8 protein-coding genes are annotated in these 7,021 nt (G+C 67.9%); 7 read left to right on the top strand and 1 reads right to left on the bottom strand.

The annotated features are described in order from the left end of the window. The 5 genes from ACLP25_RS09295 to ACLP25_RS09275 all read left to right on the top strand — a co-directional run. Positions 1–373: ABC transporter permease (locus ACLP25_RS09295; RefSeq protein ID WP_442468917.1), on the top strand; the 373-nt coding region annotated here is incomplete at its 5' end. 67 nt (positions 374–440) lie between these two features. Continuing rightward, entirely contained in the window at positions 441–971 is a 531-nt protein-coding gene (locus tag ACLP25_RS09290) for an adenine phosphoribosyltransferase (protein ID WP_442468919.1), read from the top strand. Positions 972–1,760: 789 nt separating this feature from the next. Next, entirely contained in the window at positions 1,761–2,618 is an 858-nt protein-coding gene (gene dapD / locus ACLP25_RS09285; protein ID WP_442468916.1) for a 2,3,4,5-tetrahydropyridine-2,6-dicarboxylate N-succinyltransferase, read from the top strand. Between the two features lie 357 nt (positions 2,619–2,975). Continuing rightward, positions 2,976–3,410 (top strand): hypothetical protein, encoded by a 435-nt coding sequence (locus ACLP25_RS09280; protein WP_442468915.1) that lies wholly within the window; start codon positions 2,976–2,978, stop codon positions 3,408–3,410. A gap of 107 nt (positions 3,411–3,517) precedes the next feature. Further along, positions 3,518–4,774 carry a DNA-packaging protein gene (locus ACLP25_RS09275; RefSeq protein WP_442468918.1) on the top strand — a complete coding sequence of 419 codons (1,257 nt, stop codon included), beginning with the start codon at positions 3,518–3,520 and terminating at the stop codon, positions 4,772–4,774. 60 nt (positions 4,775–4,834) lie between these two features. Here the strand turns inward: ACLP25_RS09275 and ACLP25_RS09270 are convergent, their stop codons facing one another. After that, the gene (locus ACLP25_RS09270) at positions 4,835–5,170 is read right to left on the bottom strand and encodes a hypothetical protein (protein WP_442468914.1); all 336 of its coding nucleotides are present in this window, start codon (positions 5,168–5,170) and stop codon (positions 4,835–4,837) included. 190 nt (positions 5,171–5,360) lie between these two features. Here ACLP25_RS09270 and ACLP25_RS09265 point away from each other — a divergent pair, with 190 nt between their 5' ends. Together ACLP25_RS09265 and ACLP25_RS09260 are read left to right on the top strand one after the other, a co-directional pair. Further along, positions 5,361–6,662 (top strand): phage portal protein, encoded by a 1,302-nt coding sequence (locus ACLP25_RS09265; RefSeq protein ID WP_442468913.1) that lies wholly within the window; start codon positions 5,361–5,363, stop codon positions 6,660–6,662. Between the two features lie 157 nt (positions 6,663–6,819). Beyond that, the coding region (locus tag ACLP25_RS09260; RefSeq protein WP_442468912.1) for a hypothetical protein at positions 6,820–7,021 on the top strand (202 nt) is incomplete at its 3' end.

Below are 7,021 nucleotides of genomic sequence, written 5' to 3'. Positions count from 1 at the left end.
TGCCGTGCCGATCCGCGGCTCCATCCCGCTGTTCATGGCCGCCGCGGCGCTGCAGCTCTACGCGACCACGGCGCTGGGGATCGCCTTGGCGACCTTGGCCGAATCCATGCCCCAGTTCGCGCTGCTTCTCGTTCTCACGCTGCTCCCCATGCAATTGCTGTCGGGCGCAGCGACGCCGCGGGAAAGCATGCCGCAGATCGTTCAGACCGTCATGCTGGCCGCGCCGGACACGTACTTCGTCATGCTGGCGCAGGCGATCGTCTTTCGCGGCGCCGGCGTCGACATCGTCTGGCCCCAGTTTCTTGCCCTCTTCGGCCTCGGAACGGTGCTGTTTGCTTTCGCATTGTGGCGCTTTCGCAAGGTTCTGAGGTGACGACCCGGCAGTCCGCCGCACGTCGGGCTCGACGCTGGAAAAGGCGTAGTCTATGGCTGGGCTCGCCATGAATGACCTCGCCCAATCCATCCGCACCATCCCGGACTACCCGAAGCCCGGAATCCTGTTTCGCGACATCACCACCTTGCTTGGCGATGCGCGCGCCTTCCGGCGAGCGGTGGACGAGCTCGTCCAGCCCTGGGCGGGGGAGAAGATCGAGAAGGTGGCGGGCATCGAGGCGCGCGGCTTCATCCTCGGCGGCGCGGTCGCCCATCAGCTCTCGGCCGGCTTCGTGCCGGTGCGCAAGAAGGGCAAGCTGCCGCACGTCACCGTGTCGATCGCCTATTCGCTCGAATACGGCGTCGACCAGATGGAGATGCACCAGGACGCGGTGAAGCCCGGGGAGCGGGTGATTCTGGTCGACGACCTGATCGCCACCGGCGGCACGGCGGTCGGCGCCGTGAAGCTTCTGCGCAAGCTCGGCGCGGACGTGGTCGCCGCCTGCTTCGTCATCGACCTTCCCGATCTCGGGGGCGCGAAGAAACTCGCCGAGCTGAATGTGCCCGTGCGTGCGCTGATGGCGTTCGAGGGGCATTGAGGCGTTCCAGACGCGGTCCGCGATCGCGGCTACAGTGGGCCGCGTCGACCCAAACACAATCTGAACGACCAGCGGCCCGAGCGGGCAGGCGTTCCCGCGTCGCGTTCGGCGAACCGAAGGGCTCGTATCGTTGGCGGCGAATCCCCTCGTTTCGGCGATGGAATCGACGGCCGAAAACAATGTCGCAGTCGCTCCAATCCGACGGTTTTCGCCGAGGAAGAAGGCGCGCGCGATCGAGACCGCCTGATCACGTTTCGAGGGTTCGGATTGAGTTTCCTGCTCGATACTCACGTCTTTCTCTGGTTGGACGCCGGCTCGCCTCGCATGTCATACAGGACCCGCGCCTCGTATTGGGCGCCGATGAAGACGCCTATATCAGCACCGCATCGTTCTGAGAGATCGCGATCAAACGGCGCGATGGGAAACGGATCTACGACGGCGCCGGGCGAACGGCGGTCGCCGACGCCGGATTCGTCGAACTCGACATGAACGCCGCCGACGCCGAAACGGCCGGCGGACTCGAGCCGTCGCGATCCCTTCGATCGCATGCTGGTCGCGCAATGCCGGAACCGTTCGATGACCCTTGTGACGGCCGACGCGAAGCTGCGGACACGAGACGATATCGCCATCTTGTGGGCGGGATGATCGCCGAACGTGGGCGAGGCCCAAACAAACCAACAGACGGCGCGTCGCCTCTGCCCGGTCCTGCGGAACGGGCAGATGCGCCATTGACAAGCCGGCCCCTGGCGGGACAAACCCTCGCGCCCCGCAAGAACCTCAGGGAACTCCATGACCGACGTTAAGCTTCAGACGCTGATCGAACAGGCCTGGGAGAAACGCGCCGCGATCAATCCGCAGACGACCGGGGACGTGCGCGAGGCGGTTGAGATGGCGCTCGAGGCGCTCGACGCCGGCAAGGCGCGGGTGGCGGAGAAGATCCCCGGCGCTACGGGTCCGAACTCCTGGAAGGTCAACCAGTGGCTGAAGAAGGCGGTGCTGCTCTCCTTCCGCCTCAACGACAACGTGATCATCGGCGGCGGCCCGGGCGAGGCCACCTGGTGGGACAAGATCCCGTCAAAGTTCGCCGGCTGGGGCGAAAACCGCTTTCGCGAGGCGGGCTTCCGCGCCGTGCCGGGCGCGATCGTGCGCCGCTCGGCCTTCGTCGCCCGCGACGTCGTGCTGATGCCGAGCTTCGTCAACATCGGCGCCTACGTCGATTCCAAGACCATGGTCGACACCTGGGTGACCGTCGGCTCCTGCGCCCAGATCGGCAAGAGCGTGCATCTGTCCGGCGGCGTCGGGATCGGCGGCGTGCTCGAGCCGCTGCAGGCCAATCCGACCATCATCGAGGACGACTGCTTCATCGGCGCGCGCTCCGAGATCGTCGAAGGGGTCATTGTCGGCGAGGGCTCGGTGGTGTCGATGGGCGTGTTCATCGGCGCCTCGACCAAGGTTGTCGACCGGGCGACCGGCAAGGTCTACGTCGGCTATGTGCCGCCCTATTCGGTGGTGGTCTCCGGCTCCCTGCCGGGAAAGCCGCTGCCCGATGGCAGCCCCGGCCCGTCGCTCTACTGCGCCGTGATCGTGAAGACAGTCGACGCCCAGACGCGGGCCAAGACGGGGATTAACGAGCTTTTGAGGGAGTGAGCGGTCCTTCGCCCTGCGAAGCGGGGCGAAGGTGACCGACGAAGTCGGCCCGATGAGGGGCGGCGCTAACGATTAAAGGTTGGCGCAGCCCCTCACCCCAACCCTCTCCCCGCAAGCGGGGCGCGGGAGTCGCGCGCCGCGTAATCAATTGATTTTCGTTCGTTTTTTCAATATTTCTCTTTTCCAGAAACAAATCCTTGCGCTCTTCCGCCGGATAGGGCATTGTTGGTCGATGTCGAGGAATGCGCATCAGGGCGCCCTCGGCCTCTCCCCGCGCCGACGTCTTCGAACTCCGCCGCTCGCCCATGCGCCGGAGCGATCCCGCGCGTCCCCTCCCCTTTTCCCGAGAGCGCTCCCATGATCGAATCCGACGCGGCCCCGAAAATCCCGCTCCATCGCGCCCGGCGCATGCTCGCCGCCCTGCTCGGCGGCGTCAGTCCCGACGCCATCGGCGCCGAGGAGAACCTTCCGACCCAGGCGGTCGAGCAGGCGCTCGGCGACGAGCTTGGCCGGCGCTGGGCGCCCACCGTCGCCCAGTTTGCAAAGATCCAGATCGCCCGCCTCGAAAGCTACCGCCTGCCGCTCATGGACCGGGTCGAGGCCGGAGAGCTCGCGGCCGTCGACCGCGCGCTGAAAATTCTCGACCGGCTCGACCGCTACCACGGGTTCCATCGCGCGAGCCCCGCGCCCGAGCCCTACGGCGAAGCGCACCGCGAGCGGCTGCTCGCCAAACTCAACGCCGCCGCCGCCAACCTCGCCGGCGACGACGCCGAAGACCGCCGCGACACATGACCGGCGCGGCGACGGAGGCCCCGGACGGAGAGGTTCGGGCGCCGATCCGACGGATCGGCGACCTCCTCAGGCTCAGCCTCGACGAACGCGCGCGCATCCTCGCGACGATGACGGACAGGGACTGCGAGCAGATTCTCTGCGACTGGAACCTCCGGGCCCGTCCCGACCAGGAGCCGCCGCCGGGCGACTGGATCGTCTGGCTGATCCTCGCCGGACGCGGCGCGGGCAAGACGCGCGCCGGCGCCGAGGCGGTGCGGCGCTGGTCGTGGAGTTTTCCGTTCGTGAACCTGATCGGCCCGACCGCCGACGACGTGCGCGACGTGATGGTGCTCGGCGAGTCGGGCATCCTCGGCTGTTGCCGCAGCGAGGAGCGCCCGCGCTACCTCGCCTCGGCGGGACGGCTCGAATGGCCGAACGGCGCGGTCAGCCAACTCTTCTCCGCCGAGGAGCCCGACCGCTTGCGGGGCAACCAGCACATGAAGCTGTGGTGCGACGAGCTGGCCGCGTGGCGCCGCGCCGAGGCGTTCGACCAGGCGATGCTCGGCCTCAGGCTCGGCGCCCGGCCGCAGATGATCGTCACCACCACGCCGCGCCCGACGCGGATCGTCAAGGCGCTCGCCGCGGACAACGATACGATCGTCACCCACGGCTCGACCTTCGACAACCGCGGACACCTCGCGCGCGCTTTCTTGAAGCGCATCGCCAGGCGCTACGAGGGCCGCGTCATCGGGCGGCAGGAGCTGTTCGCCGAGATCGTCGAGGAGACGCCCGGCGCCTTGTGGACGCGGGCGCTGATCGAGCGCCAGCGCGTCGCCCCCGAGGCGAGCCCACGGGAATTCGTCGAGGTCGTGGTCGCCATCGATCCGCCGGCGCGCTCGGGCGCCAAAGCCGACGAATGCGGCCTCGTCGTCGCGGGCAAAGCGGCCGACGGACGGCTCTACGTGCTCGCGGACCTCACGAGCCAGGGCGACAGCCCGGCCGGCTGGGCGGCTCGCGCGGGCGCCGCCGATCGCGGCTTCGGCGCGAACCGCGTCGTGGCCGAGATCAACAACGGCGGCGAGATGGTGACGGAGGTGTTGCGCCAGGCCGAGCCGCACCTGCCGGTGCGCACGGTGACCGCGACGCGCGGCAAATTCCTGCGCGCCGAGCCGGTCGCCGCGGCCTACGAACGCGGGCTCGTGTTCCACGCCGGCGTGTTTCCCAAGCTCGAGGACCAGCTCTGCGCGCTGACCCCGGACTTCGACCGCCGCTCTGGCCCCTCCCCCGACCGCGCCGACGCCCTGGTCTGGGCGGTCGCCGACCTTTTGGGGCTCGACCGGCCGAGTTCGGGCATGATGGATTACTGGGCGGGGCGGTCGCTATAGACGCGATCGCTGATCGCACATGCCGCGTTGTAGGGCGCGGTCGCCGGCCGCGGCTACAGGCTACCTCCGTCCCGGAATATCGCTCGCCGCCACCGCGTGGAGGTTTGCGCCCATCTTGCGGTTGAACGCCTCGGCGTCGATCTGGGCGTTGACCGCGACCGTCTTGTCGTCGCGTGCGCTCGGACATTGCACGTCGGCGCCTGCTGCGCCGAGGCGTTCGACCGCGCTCTTGAACGCGCCCTCCAGTTTCTCGCGATCGCTCCCGCTCTGGAACACGTCGGTGATCCAGACCTCCGCCCCGCTCTGAGCCGCGGCCACGCAGAAGGTCCAGCGCGGTGCAGCGCACACGGCCCCCGGCAGGCTGACGAGCAGAGCGGCGAGGGCCAGCCCGCGCATGAATGTCTCCAACGAACGGCGGACCCGCGCCTTAGCACGCCAATCCCTAACGTAAGGCGAAGCGGTTGCTTCAAACCCTTCATTGTAGCCGCGCTCGCCGAGCGCGACGGCGCGGCTTCTGGGCCGTCCTCCCCGGAACCGCCTTCGGACATCCTTTTTGACCGCGCCTACAACCACCAAGGAACCCCGCATGTCGGACGCCGTCGAACGCCCGCTGACCCCGAACGTCTTCGCCCGCCTTGCCGAGGCGACGCGCTACGCCATCACCGGCGTGTCGCCGCAATCGTGGTTCGGCCCCCAGCAGCCGCTTGAGCCGCAGGCGCCGCCCGACGTGAAGGGGCGGCAGTTCGACTATCCGTTCGGCGCCAACCTCAACTATGTCCCGCGCTCGGAGGGCGGGATCTCGTTTGCGGAGCTGCGCGCGCTCGCCGACGCGTTGCCGCTGCTGCGCGCCGTCATCGAGACGCGCAAGGACCAGGTGGCGGCGCAGAACTTTTCGGTTCGCGCCCGGGCGCGGGCGAACGTGCCGGACGAGTCCGCCCGGATCGACAGGGCGCTCGCCTTTCTCGCCCGTCCCGACCGGCGCCGCTTGTTCGGCGACTGGCTGCGCATGCTGCTCGAAGACCTCTTGGTGATCGACGCGGCGACGATCTATCCGCGCTACGACCGCGCTGGAAAACTCTATGCCCTCGACGTGATCGACGGGGCGACGATCAAGCCGTTGATCGGCGAGGACGGGCGCGCGCCCGAGCCGCCCGACCCGGCCTACCAGCAAGTGCTGCACGGCGTCCCGGCCGCCGATTTTTCGGCCGACGAGCTTCTGTACCTGCCGCGCAACGTCCGCGCCCACCGGCTCTACGGGATGAGCCCGGTCGAGCAGGTGGCGCTGACGGTCAACATCGCGCTCCGGCGCGAGGCCGCGACGCTGGAGTACTATCGCGCGGGCTCCTCGCCCGACGCCTTCGCCACTCTGCCGAAGGAATGGACGAGCCAGATCCGCCAGTTCCAGGACTATTTCGACGCGCTGATGAGCGGCAATTCCGCGCGGCGGCGGATGCTGAAATTCATGCCATCCGACTTCAAGCTGATCGAAGCCCGCCAGCCGCCGCTGAAGGACCTGTACGACGAATGGCTGGCGCGGGTGATCTGCTACGCCTTCTCCGTCCCCGCCACGCCTTTCGTCGCCCAGGTCAACCGGGCGACGAGCGAGACGATGCGCATGCAGGCGACCCAGGAAGGCCTCGTGCCGCTGAAAACCTGGATCAAGAGCGCGCTCGACCAGGTTCTTCAGGTTTGCATGGGTGAGCCGAGCCTCGAATTCGTCTGGGTCGGCGATGACTCGATCGACCCGTTGCAGCAGGCGCAGACGCTGCAGATTCTGGTCTCGGCCGGCATCAAAACGCGCGAGGAGGCGCGGGCGGAGCTGGGGCTGGGAGGGGACGGGGCGAAGGCGGGAACGCCGGGGCTGGGGAAGTACAAATCACAACTATGACGAGCAGGGTCGGGTCGCGACGGCGGCCGACGCGGCCGTAGCGCCAAGCGGCCGCAAGCCACGAACTATTGGTCCGGCAGCGTCAATTCCCGTCCGGCCTGACAGGGTGATCTTGCGGTAGACCGCGCAGGGGCCCAGGGCGCGCTCGGAGCCGTTGTTGGTGGATGCTGAAGTTTATGCCGTCCGACTTCAGGCTGATCGAAGCCCGCCGGCCGCCGCTGAAGGACCTGTACGACGAGTGGCTCGCCCGGTGGTTGGCTCACGCCTTCGATCCGTCCGTTCTCAAGGTTTCTACAAAAACAAAAAATCATCAATCGTGATTCTGAATTTCCTTGACCGCTTACTCGCGCTTCCGAATC

This window comes from Roseiarcus sp. (assembly GCF_052145395.1).
Taxonomy (GTDB): domain Bacteria; phylum Pseudomonadota; class Alphaproteobacteria; order Rhizobiales; family Beijerinckiaceae; genus Roseiarcus.
This window is presented reverse-complemented; position numbering and strand designations above follow the sequence as displayed.

Coding starts and splice junctions, on each gene's coding strand:
- ACLP25_RS09290 (WP_442468919.1), top strand. CDS start 441: ATGAATGACCTCGCCCAATCCATCCGCACCATCCCGGACTACCCGAAG.
- dapD (WP_442468916.1), top strand. CDS start 1,761: ATGACCGACGTTAAGCTTCAGACGCTGATCGAACAGGCCTGGGAGAAA.
- ACLP25_RS09280 (WP_442468915.1), top strand. CDS start 2,976: ATGATCGAATCCGACGCGGCCCCGAAAATCCCGCTCCATCGCGCCCGG.
- ACLP25_RS09275 (WP_442468918.1), top strand. CDS start 3,518: ATGACGGACAGGGACTGCGAGCAGATTCTCTGCGACTGGAACCTCCGG.
- ACLP25_RS09270 (WP_442468914.1), bottom strand. CDS start 5,170: ATGCGCGGGCTGGCCCTCGCCGCTCTGCTCGTCAGCCTGCCGGGGGCC.
- ACLP25_RS09265 (WP_442468913.1), top strand. CDS start 5,361: ATGTCGGACGCCGTCGAACGCCCGCTGACCCCGAACGTCTTCGCCCGC.